Annotated in this window: 17 protein-coding genes and 2 pseudogenes; 6 read left to right on the top strand and 13 right to left on the bottom strand. The window is 41.9% G+C overall.

Annotated features, from left to right (window positions below):
- Positions 1–15: 15 nt before the first annotated feature.
- The 6 genes and pseudogenes from ABWW58_RS03070 to ABWW58_RS03045 form a co-directional block, all read right to left on the bottom strand.
- Positions 16–399: pseudogene (locus ABWW58_RS03070) on the bottom strand (IS66 family transposase); the annotation flags it as partial.
- A gap of 52 nt (positions 400–451) precedes the next feature.
- Complete coding sequence (tnpC, locus tag ABWW58_RS03065) at positions 452–2,041, bottom strand: IS66 family transposase (RefSeq protein WP_353867858.1); 1,590 nt, start codon at positions 2,039–2,041, stop codon at positions 452–454.
- Between the two features lie 50 nt (positions 2,042–2,091).
- Positions 2,092–2,451 carry an IS66 family insertion sequence element accessory protein TnpB gene (gene tnpB / locus ABWW58_RS03060; RefSeq protein ID WP_353867771.1) on the bottom strand — a complete coding sequence of 120 codons (360 nt, stop codon included), beginning with the start codon at positions 2,449–2,451 and terminating at the stop codon, positions 2,092–2,094.
- The gene (gene tnpA / locus ABWW58_RS03055) at positions 2,448–2,753 is read right to left on the bottom strand and encodes an IS66 family insertion sequence element accessory protein TnpA (protein WP_353867770.1); all 306 of its coding nucleotides are present in this window, start codon (positions 2,751–2,753) and stop codon (positions 2,448–2,450) included. Before tnpA ends, tnpB begins: the two co-directional genes overlap by 4 nt.
- A gap of 159 nt (positions 2,754–2,912) precedes the next feature.
- Entirely contained in the window at positions 2,913–3,347 is a 435-nt protein-coding gene (locus tag ABWW58_RS03050; RefSeq protein WP_353867769.1) for a MarR family winged helix-turn-helix transcriptional regulator, read from the bottom strand.
- A 567-nt stretch (positions 3,348–3,914) separates the two neighbouring features.
- The gene (locus ABWW58_RS03045) at positions 3,915–4,541 is read right to left on the bottom strand and encodes a GNAT family N-acetyltransferase (RefSeq protein WP_353867768.1); all 627 of its coding nucleotides are present in this window, start codon (positions 4,539–4,541) and stop codon (positions 3,915–3,917) included.
- 108 nt (positions 4,542–4,649) lie between these two features.
- On the opposite strand from ABWW58_RS03045, the gene ABWW58_RS03040 reads away from it, so the two are divergent.
- Positions 4,650–5,600, top strand: a complete 951-nt coding sequence (locus ABWW58_RS03040; protein ID WP_353867767.1) for a helix-turn-helix transcriptional regulator — start codon at positions 4,650–4,652, stop codon at positions 5,598–5,600.
- A 21-nt stretch (positions 5,601–5,621) separates the two neighbouring features.
- Here ABWW58_RS03040 and ABWW58_RS03035 read toward each other — a convergent pair whose 3' ends face one another.
- The 3 genes from ABWW58_RS03035 to ABWW58_RS03025 form a co-directional block, all read right to left on the bottom strand.
- A complete protein-coding gene (locus ABWW58_RS03035; RefSeq protein ID WP_353867766.1) occupies positions 5,622–6,041 on the bottom strand; it encodes a CBS domain-containing protein in 420 nt (139 codons plus the stop codon).
- Positions 6,042–6,161: 120 nt separating this feature from the next.
- Positions 6,162–7,397 carry an MFS transporter gene (locus tag ABWW58_RS03030; protein ID WP_353867765.1) on the bottom strand — a complete coding sequence of 412 codons (1,236 nt, stop codon included), beginning with the start codon at positions 7,395–7,397 and terminating at the stop codon, positions 6,162–6,164.
- Between the two features lie 143 nt (positions 7,398–7,540).
- Positions 7,541–7,876: a winged helix-turn-helix transcriptional regulator gene (locus tag ABWW58_RS03025; RefSeq protein WP_093674250.1), complete on the bottom strand. Its 336-nt coding sequence runs from the start codon at positions 7,874–7,876 to the stop codon at positions 7,541–7,543.
- 135 nt (positions 7,877–8,011) lie between these two features.
- Here ABWW58_RS03025 and ABWW58_RS03020 point away from each other — a divergent pair, with 135 nt between their 5' ends.
- The 3 genes and pseudogenes from ABWW58_RS03020 to ABWW58_RS03010 all read left to right on the top strand — a co-directional run bounded on the left by ABWW58_RS03020 (position 8,012) and on the right by ABWW58_RS03010 (position 10,274).
- A complete protein-coding gene (locus ABWW58_RS03020) occupies positions 8,012–9,196 on the top strand; it encodes an MFS transporter (protein WP_353867764.1) in 1,185 nt (394 codons plus the stop codon).
- A 6-nt stretch (positions 9,197–9,202) separates the two neighbouring features.
- Positions 9,203–9,564 (top strand): annotated as a pseudogene (locus ABWW58_RS03015) (HAD-IC family P-type ATPase); the annotation flags it as partial.
- A 134-nt stretch (positions 9,565–9,698) separates the two neighbouring features.
- Positions 9,699–10,274, top strand: coding sequence for a DUF2087 domain-containing protein (locus ABWW58_RS03010; RefSeq protein WP_093674254.1), 576 nt, complete (start codon positions 9,699–9,701; stop codon positions 10,272–10,274).
- Between the two features lie 168 nt (positions 10,275–10,442).
- Here ABWW58_RS03010 and ABWW58_RS03005 read toward each other — a convergent pair whose 3' ends face one another.
- Entirely contained in the window at positions 10,443–10,997 is a 555-nt protein-coding gene (locus ABWW58_RS03005; RefSeq protein WP_353867763.1) for a GNAT family N-acetyltransferase, read from the bottom strand.
- Positions 10,998–11,137: 140 nt separating this feature from the next.
- Between ABWW58_RS03005 and ABWW58_RS03000 the strand changes: the two genes are divergently transcribed.
- Positions 11,138–11,920: an AraC family transcriptional regulator gene (locus ABWW58_RS03000; protein ID WP_353867762.1), complete on the top strand. Its 783-nt coding sequence runs from the start codon at positions 11,138–11,140 to the stop codon at positions 11,918–11,920.
- Between the two features lie 42 nt (positions 11,921–11,962).
- Here ABWW58_RS03000 and ABWW58_RS02995 read toward each other — a convergent pair whose 3' ends face one another.
- A complete protein-coding gene (locus ABWW58_RS02995; protein WP_353867761.1) occupies positions 11,963–12,385 on the bottom strand; it encodes a DUF2000 domain-containing protein in 423 nt (140 codons plus the stop codon).
- An 81-nt stretch (positions 12,386–12,466) separates the two neighbouring features.
- The gene (locus tag ABWW58_RS02990) at positions 12,467–13,255 is read right to left on the bottom strand and encodes a class I SAM-dependent methyltransferase (protein WP_353867760.1); all 789 of its coding nucleotides are present in this window, start codon (positions 13,253–13,255) and stop codon (positions 12,467–12,469) included.
- Between the two features lie 280 nt (positions 13,256–13,535).
- Between ABWW58_RS02990 and ABWW58_RS02985 the strand changes: the two genes are divergently transcribed.
- On the top strand, positions 13,536–15,461 hold the full coding sequence (locus ABWW58_RS02985; RefSeq protein ID WP_353867759.1) for an acyltransferase family protein: 1,926 nt from the start codon (positions 13,536–13,538) through the stop codon (positions 15,459–15,461).
- Positions 15,462–15,491: 30 nt separating this feature from the next.
- Here ABWW58_RS02985 and ABWW58_RS02980 read toward each other — a convergent pair whose 3' ends face one another.
- Positions 15,492–16,928 (bottom strand): aminotransferase-like domain-containing protein, encoded by a 1,437-nt coding sequence (locus tag ABWW58_RS02980; protein WP_353867758.1) that lies wholly within the window; start codon positions 16,926–16,928, stop codon positions 15,492–15,494.
- Positions 16,929–16,973 lie beyond the last annotated feature (45 nt).

Here is a 16,973-nt window from a genome sequence, read left to right as displayed (position 1 = left end):
AGATGTGGGCTTGATTTATGATTGTTGGGAAGATAATTTGCAGTTTTCCGGAAGCCTTGAGGACCAAGGAAGCAGCTGATCAAGTGCATCCTCATTCTGTTCTTCAAGATTGGGTAGTTGCTCAAATAGATAAATGAGGTACTGAAATGGGATTAATCCGTTTTCCTTAGCGGTTTCGATGATACTATAGATCGTTGCGCTTGATTTAGCTCCACGAGGCGTGTTTGAGAATAACCAGTTCTTTCTTCCAATCACAAAGGGTTTGATGGAACGCTCCCCTCGGTTATTGTCTAATTCTAGTCGTCCATCTTGTAGGAACACCGTCAGCTTTTCCCACTGCCCACGGCAGTATTTGATCGCTAATCCTAAGGCGGTTTTTGGCAGCACCTTAGGTGCCTGTTTTTGAGTAAGCGTCAAATAGCCCACACCTAGTCAAAGATGTGGGCTTGATTTATGATTGTTGGGAAGATAATTTGCAGTTTTCCGGAAGCCTTGAGGACCAAGGAAGCAGCTGATCAAGTGCATCCTCATTCTGTTCTTCAAGATTGGGTAGTTGCTCAAATAGATAAATGAGGTACTGAAATGGGATTAATCCGTTTTCCTTAGCGGTTTCGATGATACTATAGATCGTTGCGCTTGATTTAGCTCCACGAGGCGTGTTTGAGAATAACCAGTTCTTTCTTCCAATCACAAAGGGTTTGATGGAACGCTCCCCTCGGTTATTGTCTAATTCTAGTCGTCCATCTTGTAGGAACACCGTCAGCTTTTCCCACTGCCCACGGCAGTATTTGATCGCTAATCCTAAGGCGGTTTTTGGCAGCACCTTAGGTGCCTGTTTTTGAAGCCATACTGAAAAAGCCTCAACGATGGGTTTGCTTTGATTTTGTCGTACTTGATAGCGTTCATCATCGGAAGCCTTGCTTTTTTTAAGATCCTGTTCAATTTTAAAAAGCTGATTACAATAAGCGAGTCCTTCTTTGGCGATGACAGCGGATTCCTTGGCGGATTCAGGCAACGCACTTAATGCGTCACTGAATTTTCTTCGCGCGTGAGCCCAACATCCGGCAAGAATGACATTTTTGAGTTGCTGGTACCCCGCATAACCATCCACTTGCAGATAACCCTTGAAGTCTTCCAAAAATTTCATCGGATGCTTGGCAGCACGTGTCGTTTGGTAATCATAAAGAATAATTCCCGGTTTTTCACGTCCCGTCCGATAGAGCCAAAGATACGACTTCGATGAAGCAGATCGTCCCGGTTCTTTCAAAACTTGAAGCGTGGTTTCATCTGCATGCAAAAGGTCACGGGCAACTAAGTAAGTCTTCATCCGATCATAGATAAGTCGGAGCCAACGTTCAGCTCCATGAAGCATCCAATTGGCTAGTGTTTGCCGGGACAAGGTGACACCTAGACGCTTCAATTGTTGTTCCTGACGGTATAACGGCTGAGCGTCCAAATATTTTTGACACATCACATAGGCCATCGCCGAAGGTGACGCTAAGCTCTTGGGAAAAACAGCTTTTGGCGCTTTCGCAGTGACAATCGGCGTTTGTATGGCTTCCCGTTCACAATGCCGACAGGTATACGTGTGACGAACATGTTTGATGAACTTAACCTGTGCAGGAATGATTTTCAGTTCTTCGCGAACTTCAGTGGACATTTCATGTAAAGCTCCTCCGCAGCAGGAACAGATCTGTTCGTCCTCAGGTAAGTCATAATCAATCACTTCAACGGGGAGATTTTCCAGCTTTTCCTGTCGCTGCCCTTGGCTTTTCTTGCGTTTATAGGTAATCGTTTCAACGGTCGGTTCGGGAAGGTTAGTATCCGATTCGCTTTCTGCTTCATTGAATAGTTGAAGCGTCAACTGCTCAGGATGTGTCTTTTCGCTCGAAGCGCCGAATTGACGTTTTTGGCTGAGACGGAATTGTTCTTGAAACCACTTCAGCTTGAGCGTCAGTTCGGCGTTTTGTTTCTTCAGCGCATCACGTTCCTCACGCAGTTCTTCTATTGTGGGTGTGTTTGAATCCGTTCGGTTTTCCATTTTTTTATTATAATCGAAGACGCGCGCCATGTCTCTCATTTCTTTGAAAATTAGAGAAGGGTGCGCGCAGTGATTTCTTTGTGTGCCTGACGCTGCTGAATGGACAGACCATCCAGCAGCCAGTTGAGCTGACGACGATTGATGGGTAACGAAGGGTTTGAGTCATTGGCCTTCGGCCATTGAAAGGTTCCTTTTTCTAAACGCTTGTAATACAGCCAAAATCCGCTGTATTCCCAATGCAAAATTTTTAACTTGTCTCGTTTTCGATTGCAGAAGACAAACAGACATGGCGAAAACGGATCGAGATGAAAGCCTTCTTGAACCAAGACGGATAATCCATCAATGGATTTGCGCAGATCCGTAGGACCTTTAGCCAAATAGACATTTTCAATGCTGGACGCACGGATCATAAAGCACGCAGCACCCGAACAACATCCGCAAACAAATCTGGATCAAACCCAGTATGAACCTCAACTTTCGCGGATCCAACATAAATGAATAAGGGCTCCTGCTCTGCGGCATTGGCCAATCCAACAGGCATCCAGTGATTTGTATTAGGAACTGGGCGACTATGACGGAACTTGCGTCGCCAATAACGGAATTGCCATAAAGGAATGCCCTGATCCGCACACCACTCTTTGCCTGTTAAATCGCTAGTCTCGAAATCTTGCATTCGTTTCTGCCAGCATTCATGTAGTTCTACTCGTGTCATGGATCATCCTCCTGATCAATTGATAAAGATATCATCGCATGATCGGTTGGTCATGAGAAGGTGTCCATTATTTGACGCTTACTAAATAAGAACCATTTAACGAAAGCTCAGTTAAGCCCAATACCAATAAAAAAGCTCTTAAAATTTCCTCGGCTAATGTCATCTGTTTGCCGCCTCATCTAAATTTTGAATGACTCTTTGTAATGCTTGAATGAGCTGTACCTGTTCTTCTTTAGTGAATCCCACTAAAGCATTTCTTGATGTGCGGTGAGCCAGTTTTTCAATTTGCTTCACCATTATTTTTGATTGTTCTGTCAGACTAATCCTATTGGCGCGACTGTCCTTCACACTTAAACGCTTAACTACCAAATCTTTTTTACTTAATCTAGCAACAATGGAACCAACGGTTGCCTTGTCACTTTTCAACTTATCTGCGATTTCGGTCTGCGTGAGTTCTCCCCATGAATCAAGCAGCTTCAGCACTGCCCACTGTGCCGTCGTTATGTCAAAGTCAATGAGTTGTTTCTCCATGTCATGTTTGATTAGTCGCGCACTTGTATTCAGCAAATAGCCAAGTATCTTTTCAATATCCATAAGAAACACCCCAAAAAATAGTATGTATACATATTATATGTGTACATACTATATGTGTACATACTATTTAACGCAAGTTCAATCTGTTTCATCAAATAAAATTCATCACATTTACGTATAAAAATATAAAGATTTAGAAGAATTTGTAAGTGCACTAGGTCTTCGCCTTCGTCAGAGGCTTGGTAAAGCCAAGTTTTCTAACAAGATAAAAACGTTTAACATTCGGCCTGTCGATACAACGATAAGGTCATACAATTCAGTTGGGGGATCAGGTAAGTACTAAATCGAGAAATAGACGGAAAAATTCCGCTTAATTCGAAAATGAATGGAAAAATTGCTTAAATAGGCGGAGAAATTCCCCTTATCGAATGGAAAAACGTGAAAATGGAGGGCTTTTCTTTAAATAAGCGGAAAAACTACCCTTATTTACCCGTGAAACAAGGATCATGATGCAAATAAGCGGAAGATCTCCGCTTATTTTATGTGCGGCAAGGGGAAACAATCACATCCTGCGAAAGTAAGAACCGGGCGCTTTTTGCCCGGTTTTTCTTATCCATTCCGCAGGTCTTAATTAGATGCACTCAGACTTTTAATCAAATAAGGATACAATTTCTCCCCGTGGTGGATGATTGGTGAAAAACTGTGTTTTTTCATCACTTCGTATCTTTCGGCATCACGATCAAGACACTGTACGATTATTTTATTCAAACGGTAATCAGTAAAAAATTCATCTGTGCAATTCAGTATATCGTCAAAGATTTGTTCTTTTGCATAGTCGCCAATTACATCGATTCTCAAGACACCGTCTTGAACCCCTTGCTCAAATAAATGAGTCGGATTATCGACGAACGTTCCCGGCTTTTTATTGAAAACACGGTTTATATAGTTTGTAGTATTTGGAATTGACGCGATCTCGATCGTACCAATCACTCGATTTTCGTCTTTCGTTTTGACCACCCATCTATAATATCTGTCCTCCTGCCATGCCTGATTCCATTCCTCAATACACCGCGCCATCTCGTCTTTAGTTTTGAATTGAAAAATCGTCTCGCAATTATGATCGTCAATGTATTCTTGCAAGTAATGATTGGTGTAGCAGGAGTAGAGTTCATCCGTCCATTGCTCATTTATTGGATAAAATCGCAAAAAAGATCCTGAATACACTTGCTCCGCAATGTTCATTTTTTCGTTCATCATCATCTCTCCCTATCCGTTTCTTTTATTATAGAATGGTAATGGTGACAGCAATATGGCACGTTTATTATGTAAAATTGATTGAAACTGCATTAGGGAGCGAACAAAATGAAAATAGATCGGCTTTTAGGTATTGTTATTTTCCTGATGAATCACGAACAGACTACCGCTCAGGAGTTAGCCGAAGAATTTGAAGTGTCGGTTCGCACCATTAAACGTGATATGGAGACAATTAATCTGGCGGGCATACCCATCCGCTCCATTTTAGGAGCACATGGCGGATACAGCATTGAGCCGCGATTTACCCTAAACAAACAGTTTGTTAAAAAACAGGAATACATGACTATTATCACTGCACTCATGGGGTTTCAGTCGTCCTTTCACAGTAAGAACTTCCAAGTGCTGCTCGACAAATATAAGAATCTAGTCGGGAATTCAAAGAGCAACAGCATCTTTCTTGACTACAGCGCGGCGCAGGAAAGCTCTAACGTTCAGCAGAGCCTTGAAATTTTGGACAATGCCATCCACCAGCACCGTCATATACTAATATCCTATCGAAACGCACAGCAAGATGCCTCGCAAAGAAAAGTGCAGCCGCTTGCTTTAACTTATCAATGGTACGCCTGGTATCTTTTTGCCTATTGCGAGCACGCAAATGATTATCGGCTGTTTAAAATCACGCGTATAAAAAAGGCCACCATGCTTGATAGCCAATTTCAGAAACATAAAAATATAGAGGCGCTTATGAAAAAGCATAATCATTTTTATTCAGAGTGCAGCATTGACATTGCACTCCTGATCCAGGATAAAGATCGTGATCTGCTCGAAGAATTTTTTCCAAAGGGGACGTTCGAACCCATAGATGAAAAGAAATGGATCATGCATATTCGTTTGCCTGAATATGAACAGATGTGGAAAGCGAAGTTGATCGCATTAGGAGATCGTGTAAAAGTGCTGAAACCCGAATCCTTGAGAAAAGAATTAGTCTCTGCTGCGCGCACGTTTATTGAAAATAATGAAGCAGCTTCTTTTTCGCAATCAAAAACCTCCCCTGATTAATCATCAAGGAAGGTTTGAGCATCATACATGGTTTATTGTGCTTGCCTGCAATTTAAGCAAGTAAGCAATAATTTCACGTCTTCGAATCATTCCGATAAATACACCGCTGTCATCAACGATCGGAACAAAGTTCTGTGTTAAGGACGTTGCTATAATGTCTTCAATTTCAACATCAATTGAAATCGCTTTGATGTCCCTGTATCGCGGCACATCCTTCAATGCGATGTTTTCAGTATCTCTGAAATCCAGATCTTCATTTTTTTTCAGATTCCACAGAATATCGCCTTCAGTTAAGGTACCAACATAAATGCCCTGCTTATTCAAGATTGGAATGGCCGAATAGCGATAGTGCTCCATCTTCTCCAATGCCTGCCTGATTGTCCAATGCTCATAGACAAATTTCACTTCACTTTTCGGCGTGATTAAAAATGCAGCGTTCATTCTTGATCCGCTCCTTATTCATTAACAACTTTCTCCTCTAATTGTTCGTTGTAATCGTTTACTTTATGTCCATGGCAATGGATGATTAACTATAGAGACAATTTGCCACTATGTGACTGTTTAATTCGTTTCTTTATTCCATCGTCTAATTTTCAGATCACCCGGCAGTAACACTGAAAGCAATCCGAAAAGTGGAAAAAGGCTGCACAAAATCATGACAAATCGGATACTGAACAGATCTGCAAGGTTGCCAAACAATACGGCACCGATAGCGCCCATACCAAAAGCGAAGCCAATTGTTAACCCGGAGACCATACCGAGTCGTCCCGGCATTAATTCTTGGGCGTAGATGACGGTAACACTGAAGCTCGATGTAATGATTAAGCCGATCAGTAAAAATACCGGTGCAATCAAATAAAGCGGCAAATAAGGCAGCATCAAGGTCAAAGGTGCCGCACCAACGAATGATCCGAGAATAACGGTTTTTTTACCGAACCGATCAGCCAGCGGGCCGCCTAGGAACGTGCCGACCACACCGGATACCATGAAAATAAAAATAAATAGTTGTGCAACTGGAATCGAAAGCCCATAATCATGAATCAAATAAAACTGATAAAAGTTTGAGATACATGTCGAGTACCATGAACGTGCAAAGATGATAAAAATGAGCAGTACCATTGCCGTAACGACCCTTTTATGTACAAAAACCTCACGTTTGTTCCGTTTTATTTGTTGGGCATGCTTGTCACGCGGAGTTCGAATTGTCTGATGTTTTTTATACCAAAGTGAGACAAAGAATAAGACGATCATGCCGATAAATGCAAAGCTCGAAAAGGATAAAACACCTTTCTGTCCAAATGGAAGAAAAATCAGCGCGGTCAGCACAGGTGCCATTGATTGACCAAAATTGCCTCCAACCTGATAAATGGATTGGGCAAGTCCTCGCTTTGATCCGGCGGCCATATGTGCCACACGCGAACCCTCAGGATGAAAAATTGATGAGCCTATGCCAATAAAGAAGACGGCGAAGAGCGCCCATGCATAGCTGGGCGCCAGCCCAAAAATAATTAAACCAACCAAGCTGGTTAAAATCCCAATTGGCAGTAAAAACGGTTTGGATTTAATATCTGCATAGTAACCAAAAAAAGGTTGAATAACCGAAGCAGTCATATTAGCAACAAAAGCAATCCAGCCGATTTGCCCGTAATTCAAATTTAACGTTTGTTCAAGGATCGGATTCATCGCCGGAATCACAGCTTGAATCGAATCATTAAAAAAATGACCACATCCGATGGCGAATAGTACACCATAAAAAGTGCGTTGAGCATTGATTTGTTGTTTCTTTGCTTTTTCCATTAAATTTCTCTACTCTCTCTAGTTGTTTTAGCCAAAATAGTTCAGAAATTACGAAAACAAAATAATTATACAAAACCTTTAAGTAAATTAATAGTTAATCGTCCGATTTTCGATCACAATCACTGAAGACGTTTGTCGTGATTTCACATATGAAATCGCGGACAATTTTCTTTTCCCCATTCAGCCATTAATTCAAGAATAGGGATCAAACTTTTTCCCCGCTCATTTAATTGATATTCCACCTTTGGCGGGACCTGAGCATAGTCTATCCGTTCAATCAAATCATCACTGTGCAACTCTTTTAAAACTTGACTTAACATTTTATGAGTTATGGAAGGAAGCTCTTTTTTGATTTCACCATACCGCATGACCCTATTTTTAAATAGCTTATAGAGTATAAGCCATTTCCATCTTCCCCCTGCAACGGACAGTGTGTATGAGATGGAACAATTTCCTTCATCTATAGACCATTTTTTCATCTTTACTTTCCTTTCATATAGTATCCTACTTTAAAGTGCATACTGTCTTTTATTACTACCAATATATACACTTAGTAACGAAACCACAAGGATAAATGTTACTTAATTAATTTCACATTGGGGGATTGACTGCAATTGAAGAGTATGTGGAAAGTATACGTTCTAGCGCTTATCAGTTTTCTCATTGGTACATCACAATTTGTTACTTCCGGATTTCTTGATCAGATCGCTTCGTCAATGGGAATTACTGTTTCGAAGGCCGGGCAATTCACAACCGTCTATGCCTTAACCTATGCCATAGCTACACCGTTGCTCATATCGCTTACAGCAAAAATAGATCGGCGTAAACTCACACTTTATTCGCTAGGTATTTTTATCGTTGGCAATTTGCTATCTTATTTTTTCCCTAGTTTTGTATTGTTTACTATTTCACGAATGATCTGTGCCATAGGGGCAGGAGCGGTTATTGTCACCGCACTCACGATTGCAGCAAAAATTGCACCTGTCGGAAAGCAGGCGAGTTCCATCGCTACCGTTACAATTGGCTTTACCTTGGCGCTTATTATTGGTGTGCCGTTTGGTCGATTACTGTCCTCTGCCTTTGGGTGGAGAAGCGTTTTCTTAGATATTTCCTTATTTGGTGTTATCGCAACAATTATTATCATTGCTGTGATACCCAAAGTGCAAGGAGAAGAACCGATTCCGCTCATTAAACAGCTAGCTTTGTTAAAAAGTCCAAAAGTGCTGCTTGGGCTGTTCATTACGCTTTTCTGGTTAAGCGGCTATGCACTGGTGTATATTTATATCTCTCCCTATTTACTAATAGGACTAGGCTTATCTGAAGATTTACTGAGTCCTGCATTGCTCGTATTTGGTGTTGCATGTTTCGTTGGTTCAGAAGCTGGCGGTTACTGTGCGGATAAATTTGGAATTACTGGTACACTACTTGTCAGCATGAGTCTAGATATTATTTCACTTATCTTTCTTTCATTATCTGCACATCACTCAATCATCATCTTTGTTTTTCTTTTTCTTTGGTCAGCCTCTGTATGGAGCATCCAGCCTGCACAGCTCTTGAATCTAGCTACACTTGTACCCGCCCAATCAGGTATTATGCTTAGTTTGAACCAATCGATTAGTCAGATTTCGATGGCCATTGGGGCTGCTCTAGGCGGAGCTATGATAAACAACTTTTCCTTAGTTTCTTTATCATGGTTTGGAAATATCGGAGTGATCATTGCCATGATCCTTGTATGGATGCTGCATCGCTTGAAGACGGTAAAAAGAAAGCAGATTAATTCTTCCTCAATTTCAAGTTAATTAGTTATTAAGGATCTGACTGAACAAAACGGGCATGTTGCAATGATTGGCGATGGTGTAAACGGATGCTCCGGCACTGGCAACGGCTACAGTCGGGATCGCCATGGGCGGTGCAGGATCAGATGTAGCATTGGAAGCAGCGAATGTTGTTTCTGATGGGCGATGACCTTTCGAAGATTCCAAAGGCCGTACAGCTAGGTAAACGTACAAGCAGAGTCATTAAGCAAAATGTAACCTTTGCCATTGCGGTCATTCTCGTGCTGATCACAGTTAACTTTATAGGTGACATCAATTTACCTTCCGGCGTGATCAGTCACGAAAGCAGTACGATATTGGTCATTTTAAGCGGGTTAAGGCTGCTCCGCTAAATATCTTTCAAGCTAAAGGAATCAAGATCCTCTCATGCATGTGCGCATAAGAGGATCTTGATCTTTCTGTTGCTTTTTCCATTTAATTAGTCTATTATCTAATTAGACATTAATCAAATTAGAAGGTGGGCTTGATGCAGCTGACTCGCATCGTTGAATTTCACAAAGTTCTTGCCGATCTGACGCGTATCCGAATCATTGCTTTATTAAAACAGGGCCCGCTTCATGGTCAGGCCATTGCCGGAAAACTCTCTTTGACGCCGCCGACAATCACACACCACATGAGCAAGCTTCGTGAAGTCGGATTAATCAATGAACGCCGCGATAGAAATACCATTTACTTTTCGCTAAATGAAGATGTACTGGAAAGCTGTGCAGCCGCTATCCTATCAATAGGGAATGGAGAGGGAAACATGGATATGTTTGTAACAGAATCTGAACGCGCCGCCATTCTGAACAACTTTATCACTGCTGATGGTAAGCTGAAAACGATTCCTGCACAAAGAAAAAAGCGATTAGTTGTTCTTTCACACCTTGTAAAAGGACTCGAATTCGGAAAAATCTACTCCGAAAAGGAAATCAGTGATTATTTAAGAAGCTACCATCCGGACTATGCGACACTTCGCAGAGAACTGATTATACACCAGTTCATGTATCGCAAGGACGGGCAATATGAATTGAACCCACCTGAACTTTGGAGCCTGCACTGATCTTTTTCATCCCGTCTATGATTACGGTATCAACACTTTTCGGCAGCTCATTCAGTAAAACAGTCCATAATTCTTTAGCCCGATTGATCTGATCGGGCGTTTTGATTGCTGCTATGATTTCATTGACCGAAATCTGCCACTTTGGAGCGACAACTAAGATTAGCCACTCTATTTTAGGTAGTCCTCTCTCAAAATACCGTAGTAAATACGATCATCATATTCATTTTCATTATGGTAAAAATACGACTTCCGCAAAACGCCTTCAAGTTTCATCATTGATTTTTGCAACACTTTTCCTGAAGCCCTATTCCTTCCTCTATGGAAAGCCTGCAGTCTGTTTAAGTCCGTTTTTTCAAATGTAAAACCAATAACGGCAGTTAGCGCTTCGGTCGCGTATCCTTTCCCTTGATAGGCTTTGCTGATGCAATACTCGATGTCTGCAAAATGATGATTCACATCTATGTCACAAAAAGCAATCTGTCCGATATTCTCATTCATCTTCTTTAAAACGACTGCCCATCTAAAAAAAGAAGCATTCGAATATGCTGAAATCCATCGACTAAGCAACCCATTGACGGACTCAAGTTTCTCATAAGTCGGCTCACCGTAATTTGATTGAAGCTCATCATCATTAATCCAGTTTTTCAGCATATCATTTGCATCTTCCAAAGTGAATCTTCTTAAAATGAGCCGATCTGTTTCTATGGTTTCCGTACCCACCATTTCATCACTCCCACAAATGAACTACGTGTAAAAAATAGTAACATATCAAAACAAAATTGACAGCAAATCACTCATATGATAATTCTGTATGTAGAAGATAAAAAACATTATTGCCGTCCGGCTAGAAATGGTGATAACTCGTGATTTCCTATAAGGTAGATCAAGCAAAATCAATTGAAATAAAAACATGCGCTAACGCAATCCATACGTCCAGAACTCATTTTCATGATGAAGTGTCTATAGGATTAATTGAAAAGGGAAACTGCAGAACGGAAATCAATAACCGCTTGTTCACTCTATCTTCGCAGACACTTCTTGTTATTCCTTCAGGAACCGTGCACCGCTGCCAACCTCTTGATGTCAAAAACTGGCGCTTTACAATGGTCTATATTGGTAATTCATGGTTCTCCAAGTTTTCCGATGACAGGATCTGCAGCGGAAGAATTTACCCTAACTTAAAATTAAACGCTTTTAAACAGTTAATAACCACGTTTCAACAACTTGGAGATCATTTAATAAACTCGAGCAACGAATTAAATGCGCTCATTGACCTGATGGATGTTATGGATTTGCATGAACACAGTTCGATGAAACAAGAACCAGAAACACCAACTTCTGAAAAAATTACTAGGATCAAACATTATCTCAGTAAAAATTATCTTAGCAGAATAACATTAGAGAATTTGTCGGAAATCGCCAGCATCAATAAATACCAGCTGATTCGCCAGTTTTATTTGCACACAGGGCTGACTCCGCAAAAATACCTGATTAATTTGCGCATCAATGCAGCGAAAAAAAAGCTTCAAAACCATGAACCGATTATAGACGTTGCCGCTGCCAGCGGATTTTACGACCAAAGCCATTTTGATAAATATTTTAAGGCTTATACAGGTGTCTCGCCGATGCATTATTGCTCCAATTAAAAATACCGCACACCTGATTTCTCTAGGCGAACGGTACTTTTATTATTTGAGCGTGGGAAGACTGCCGGTTAAGTGATTAACCGCTTTTTTCTCGCCATAAAGGCAAATACCTAGGAAATTCAAGTCTTCGGTTGGTGTACTATGAAGTTTAACTGTGTAATCTTCATAATCTCTGCTCCTCTGCGCAGTGGTTGTAAAATCAATCAGTTCAACTCTTTCACTATACCGATCTTTAATCTCGCGATGAATACTCATTATTCCTTCTCGTGTTAACGATAAAACCGGAATGGGCAAGTTAACAATACCCCTGTGTTGAAATCCACTTCCGTCCTCAATATCATTCCCGACTACTTCACCGAACGCTTTGCCCAGTGTACATCCAAGAATTGCCGCCGTATTGGCAATCACGCCGATCGGTAATTCTTTTTCAATCACCATCACACATTTCTTTGCTGAATCATTCATGCTATTCCCTCCCGCTCTTGTACCCACTTATAATATCTTGGGGTGGAAGAACAGGATAGGAAAAAATTGAGTTATAGGTGTTCACTTAGATTCAAAGAGACCTGTGGCCTTTGTGATTTTAATAAATCCACCGTTTTTCTCTTTTTCATGATTCAGAAAGCCGAGAAATTGTTCGCGTTTCTTACCGGACAGTGCTTTATTGGCATTTGTTCCTGATGAACAAATGTAATCACAGATCGCCTGCACATCATCGATTAAGAGATCGCCCGGAAAACGCGTTAGTTTTACGTGCTTAAAATAATGATTCAATTGCTCGGCGCCGTTTTCTAAACCAAAGGCATCCGCCTGAACATTGGTCAGATCAAAACCAAAAGTGGGATCAAATCGTGTCAATAAATCATTAAACCCACCCATGTGCTCTTTTCCGATCGTTGACGAGTAGAAAACTCCTCCCGGTTTTAGCACGCGACGTACTTCTTTGAGCGCTCGCTCTCGGTCGGGAACATGATAGAGCATGTGGTTAGCGATAACTACGTCAAAATAATGATCGTCAAATGGAATCTGTTGAATATCAACGATTTGATACGTAACGTTTGGCAAGTTTCCAATTCTTCTCTGAGCATCCGCTAACATTCCTGATGAAAAATCAGATAGAGTGATCGCACAGCCTTTCGGAAAACGTTCTCCGTTCTTTATCCAAAATGTCCCGTCTCCGCAACCAAGTTCAAGAATTTTACTTTCGGACTTAACGTCGTAATGATCAAACAGCCACATATGCCAATCTTCATTATTCGTACTGAAACGCTCATGGATTTTGATCCGTATATTAAGATTTGTTGAATCCTGATATTGCTCGTTTAACTCTGTCATAAGGGCACAGCTCCTAAAGTATCGTTTCTTGTATTCTATCACTGACTAAATTCCATGCAATTCTGGATTTTTTCAATTCGATTATATATTGGTAATAATTACAACCAATTTTTAAATAGATTGCAAAACTTTTATCATACCTCATGCGTTAAACTAGATATATGGCTAATTACTTTATTTGAAAAGTTATACTATGCATGAACATTAAACTGAACGTACATAGCACTCGCCTACTAATCAGCATCTTGATTCAGAACAACTATTTGGAGGGCGAGCTCAATTGAACGATAAACAAAAACACCGCTATATGGGCGGTTTGGATGGTCTCCGAGCACTTTCGGTTTTAGCTGTTATCGCTTATCATATGAATCTTCCATGGGCAGGCGGCGGATTCCTCGGGGTCGGGATTTTCTTTGTGCTGTCCGGATACTTGATCACAGATCTATTAATTCAGGAATGGAATGATACGCATACAATCAATTTAATAAACTTTTGGACTAGGAGAGCGAAAAGGCTGCTGCCTGCCATGATCTCTGTCGTCATTGTTGTCATCTGCTATGTCCTCGTTTTTCACCGATCCTTACTTCAGGAAACATGGATGGATGCTCGAGCGGCACTTTTTTACTTCAGTAATTGGTGGTCCATTTTTCATCAGCAATCTTATTTTGACAGTTTCGCAAATCCATCACTTTTGAAGCATTTCTGGTCGCTCGCAGTTGAGGAACAGTTCTATCTCATCTGGCCTTTGCTCGTGCTGCTCGTATTACGCTTAAGTAAAAGTGTTAAATTGCTCTATGTCATGACACTACTTCTTGCAGCCACATCAATTATTGGCATGGGATTGCTTTACCAATCGGGGACTGACCCGAGCCGTGTCTACTATGGCACTGATACGCGGGCATTCGCACTGCTCTTCGGCGCAATTCTCGCCTGCATTTGGCCAAGTCAACATCTTTCTGCAAAAGGTAACAAAGCTGTTGGTATCTTTTTAGACAGTGTTGGTACCTTAGCGTTGATCTTTCTGCTCTTGTGTCTCAGTTACGTCAACCAATTCGAGGAATTTCTATACAGTGGCGGTTTAGCACTTTTTTCATTAGTGGCTGTCGTGCTCATCTCAGCGCTCGCTCATCCGTCTACCCTGCTTGGCAAATGGTTAGGCATCAAACCATTGCGCTGGATCGGCGCGCGCTCCTACGGGATGTATTTATGGCATTATCCGATCATTCAGCTTACAACACCAGCCGCACAAGCCAATGAGATTCAACCGCTGCGCATCGCTATCCAGCTCACTCTCATAGTTGTGGTATCTGCACTCTCTTATCACTTCATAGAGGATCCGATTCGCCGTTCCGCAAAGGATTTCGGACGATTGCCGATCAGAAAAGTAACGCTCGGACTCTGTGCCTTGATTCTTATTTTTTCCGGGACATCCGTTCTTGCACAACAAATATCCACGAGCCCGCTTGCTTCTGAAAAACCATCTCATAAAGCAACGAACCATGGATCAAATGAGAATAAACCCAAGTCAATTTCAAAGAAAAAGGTAACGGCTGCAAGTGGCATGAAAGGATCAGTGGTTTCCAAACATCCAACCCATGAGAAGAACAAGACAGAAAATAAGCCGCGCGACAAAAAGAAACAGCAAATGATAAGAGCGCAAGAAAAAAAGCAACCGCAAAAAACAAATACGCCAACAGCGAAACAAAAGACGGCTCAGGCAGCCTCTCCGATTACGGATCAGCAAGTGACCGCGATTGGCGATTCAGTCATGCTTGGCGCTGAGCCTTATCTAAAAAAATCGATCGTACATCTGGTCATTGATTGTAAACTGGGCAGACAATTCAGCGAAGCATTCACGACACTAAACCATTTGAATCAGCAAGGCAAGTTGAATCACTATGTAGTGATCGAGCTTGGAACGAACGGACCGTTTACAACTGAGCAGATGGACGAATTGATCGCGTTGATTGGCAAGCAAAGAAAAATAATTCTTGTCAACACGCGCGTACCCCGTCCATGGGAGGCAACTGTGAACAAAGTCATTCAAAAAACAGACGAAGCATATGGCAATGTTGTTTCTGTTGACTGGCATCGTGCAAGCGAGGGTCAACGTTCTTATGTTGGTAACGACGGCGTTCATTTGTCGGTCTCCGGCGCAGAAAAATATACGGAGCTGATTGTGCAAGCGATCCACTCGTTGAAATAAATGAGCCTTCAGTCCGTTTTAACTCGCAGATCATTCGCCTAATTCAATGACCAGATTTCTCAATGCGGGTATGGCACGTTCCATGTCCTTCATTGACGCGTAGGCATACGACAGGCGCAAATAGTGACGCGCCCTGCGATCATACAAAACACCTGGATTTAGGAGAATGACCTGTTTGCGTGCACGATCAAATAATACACGCGGGTCGATAGTCGGGACCAGCTTCAGCCAAATATAAAAGCCGCCGGAAGGTTTGCGCCACTCAGCAAGATCTTTAAAATAGGTCGACAGAAGATCCAATAAGTAATCGCGTCTTTCTCTTAGCCGACTTCGAACAAAAGAAGCGTGGCGCTCATACATGCCCGTTCGCAAACATTCTTTTGCTGCCCATTGTGATAAAGAACTTGATCCGTAATCGCTTTGCATCTTAATATCAGCTAGTCGGTCAATCACAGACCTAGCGCCTACCACCCAGCCGATCCGCAGTCCTGGGCTTAATGTCTTCGACAGGCTGCCTATATAGAGCACATTGCCAGAGTGATCCATACTTTTTAATGGTGGCGGAGGGGGCGCGTCGATCCATAGATCATGATATACATCGTCTTCGATCAGCGGTAGACGCTCCTTATTACAAACGTCAAGAACAGCTTTTCTGCGTGGTAAATCCATCAGAGTGCCGGTAGGATTGTGAAAAGACGGAATTGTATAGACAATGCTCTTTCCTGCCTCTTTCTTTACAGCAGTCAGTTGATCAGGAATGAGCCCCTTTGAATCCATTGGCAACCCAATGAAACGCATCCCGGACGATTGGAAAACATGTACAGAATAAAGATATGAAGGTTTCTCAAGTAATATAGTCGAACCCCGATCGAGCAATCCGATTGATATAAGCTGCAAAGCTTGAAGCGCCCCGGAAACGACAAGTATTGAATCAGGATCAGCTTTGATGCCATGACGTTTCAGGTGTCTCGAAATCTCTTCCCGAAGCCTTAGATTTCCTTTTGGCTCAGAGTACCCCAATGATATGACTTGGGACGGCATCCCTGAAAAGAGTCTGGTCAAATCATCATTTGGTATTAATTCCGGACCCAACTCTCCCGTTCCTAAGCGAATAATGTCCGGTATAAATTCTGCTTCATTGATTGTATGAATCATCGGAAGATTAGGCTTGAATTGTCCTGACTCAACATGGGCACCCCAATCCGCAGGCACTCGATTAGCCATGATTCCCCATGTATTATTGATTACTTTTGTGCCGCCACCATGATGTCCGGCAATCAGTCCTTGGGCTGTAAGCTCTTCAAAAGCGGCCGTTACTGTGCTTCGATTGACCTGAAGCTGCTCGGCCAATAGCCGCTGTGAAGGAATACGCGAACCGACCGCCCATTCCCCTTTAGTTATCTTAGTTACTATGTATTCCTCTACTTGTCGCCGAAGCGGAAGAGATGAGGCGCGATTCATTTCCATGGTTGTCCCCTTTTTTACACCTTGTTCCATTAATTAAGTGCAATT

Origin of the sequence: Sporolactobacillus caesalpiniae (genome assembly GCF_040513385.1) — a bacterium.
GTDB lineage: Bacteria > Bacillota > Bacilli > Bacillales > Sporolactobacillaceae > Sporolactobacillus.
The sequence above is the reverse complement of the archived record's forward strand: the minus strand, read 5'-3'. Positions and strand labels throughout refer to the sequence as shown.

Coding starts and splice junctions, on each gene's coding strand:
- ABWW58_RS03035 (WP_353867766.1), bottom strand. CDS start 6,041: ATGAACGCTGCATTTTTAATCACGCCGAAAAGTGAAGTGAAATTTGTC.
- tnpB (WP_353867771.1), bottom strand. CDS start 2,451: ATGATCCGTGCGTCCAGCATTGAAAATGTCTATTTGGCTAAAGGTCCT.
- ABWW58_RS02980 (WP_353867758.1), bottom strand. CDS start 16,928: ATGGAAATGAATCGCGCCTCATCTCTTCCGCTTCGGCGACAAGTAGAG.
- tnpC (WP_353867858.1), bottom strand. CDS start 2,041: ATGGAAAACCGAACGGATTCAAACACACCCACAATAGAAGAACTGCGT.
- ABWW58_RS03030 (WP_353867765.1), bottom strand. CDS start 7,397: ATGGAAAAAGCAAAGAAACAACAAATCAATGCTCAACGCACTTTTTAT.
- ABWW58_RS03040 (WP_353867767.1), top strand. CDS start 4,650: ATGAAAATAGATCGGCTTTTAGGTATTGTTATTTTCCTGATGAATCAC.
- tnpA (WP_353867770.1), bottom strand. CDS start 2,753: ATGACACGAGTAGAACTACATGAATGCTGGCAGAAACGAATGCAAGAT.
- ABWW58_RS03005 (WP_353867763.1), bottom strand. CDS start 10,997: ATGGTGGGTACGGAAACCATAGAAACAGATCGGCTCATTTTAAGAAGA.
- ABWW58_RS03010 (WP_093674254.1), top strand. CDS start 9,699: ATGCAGCTGACTCGCATCGTTGAATTTCACAAAGTTCTTGCCGATCTG.
- ABWW58_RS02995 (WP_353867761.1), bottom strand. CDS start 12,385: ATGAATGATTCAGCAAAGAAATGTGTGATGGTGATTGAAAAAGAATTA.
- ABWW58_RS03045 (WP_353867768.1), bottom strand. CDS start 4,541: ATGAACGAAAAAATGAACATTGCGGAGCAAGTGTATTCAGGATCTTTT.
- ABWW58_RS03025 (WP_093674250.1), bottom strand. CDS start 7,876: ATGAAAAAATGGTCTATAGATGAAGGAAATTGTTCCATCTCATACACA.
- ABWW58_RS03050 (WP_353867769.1), bottom strand. CDS start 3,347: ATGGATATTGAAAAGATACTTGGCTATTTGCTGAATACAAGTGCGCGA.
- ABWW58_RS02990 (WP_353867760.1), bottom strand. CDS start 13,255: ATGACAGAGTTAAACGAGCAATATCAGGATTCAACAAATCTTAATATA.